Origin of the sequence: Mesorhizobium sp. M0195, assembly GCF_040322115.1 — a bacterium.
Taxonomy (GTDB): domain Bacteria; phylum Pseudomonadota; class Alphaproteobacteria; order Rhizobiales; family Rhizobiaceae; genus Mesorhizobium.
Genome location: NZ_JAMYSV010000075.1, coordinates 1 through 1,111, shown reverse-complemented (window position 1 = coordinate 1,111; position 1,111 = coordinate 1). Strand labels below are relative to the sequence as shown.

Sequence of the window (1,111 nt, the reverse complement as noted above, 5' to 3'; positions counted from 1 at the left end):
GCGATCTGCGTCGAGCGCAGCCCGGCGATGGTGGTGGGGCTGCTGGCGATCCTGAAGGCGGGCGGCGCTTATGTGCCGATCGATCCGGCCTATCCGGGCTCACGGCTCAACCAGGTGCTCGCCGATGCCGCCCCCAAGCTGCTGCTGGCCGATGCGGCCGGACGCGCCGCCCTCGGCGCCGAGGCGCTCGCCAGCCTGACGGCGGTCGACCTCTCGGACGGCGCGCGTCCATGGGCCGACCAGGGCGCTGACGATCCCGACCCGCGCGCGCTGGGGCTCACCCCCCGCCAGCTCGCCTACATCATCTACACCTCGGGCTCCACCGGGACGCCCAAGGGCGTCATGGTCGAGCATCAAAGCACCGTGAACCTGCTGCGTTGGAGTAGCCGCGTCTACGCGCAAGCACAGACCAGCCGCATGCTGTTCTCCACTTCGATCAGCTTTGATCTGTCCGTCTACGAGTGCTTCGCTACCCTGTCACAGGGCGGCACGCTCTATCTTGTCGACAATGCGCTGGCGCTGGCGCAAACGCCTTTGGACGTCTCGCTGATCAATACAGTCCCCTCTGCGATCGCCGCTCTGCTCGCCAAGGAAGCAGTCCCCGCCGCGGCAAGCGCCATCAATTTGGCGGGCGAAGCGCTGAGCGCAGCTCTGATCGAGAGAATCTTCGAGCACAGCCGCGTCGAGAAGATCTGTAACCTATACGCCCCTTCCGAGACAACGACGTACTCGACCTGGATTTGCATGCCCAGGGGAGACACCGTCGTTGAAACGATCGGCCGTCCGATCGCCAACACGCGGATCTATCTTCTGGACGCTCATGGTCAGCCGGTGCCGTTCGGGGCGGTGGGCGAGCTCTATATCGGCGGGGCCGGCGTTGCGCGCGGTTATCTCAACCGCCCCGAGCTGACGGCGGAGCGGTTCATCGCCAGCCCGTTTGTGGAAGGCGATCGGCTGTACAAGACCGGCGATCTGGCCCGTTATCTGCCGGACGGCAATCTGGAGTTCCTCGGCCGCAATGACGACCAGGTGAAGATCCGCGGCTTCCGCATCGAGCCGGGCGAGATCGCGGCGCGGCTTTGCGAGCACGAGCTTGTCGGCGAGGCGGTGG

The 1,111-nt window shown here is 66.1% G+C and carries 1 protein-coding gene; it reads left to right on the top strand.

The features are described 5' to 3' along the window. Positions 1 to 1,111, top strand: a 1,111-nt coding sequence (locus tag NKJ12_RS32045; RefSeq protein WP_352707710.1) for an amino acid adenylation domain-containing protein, incomplete at both ends; no start/stop codon positions are given.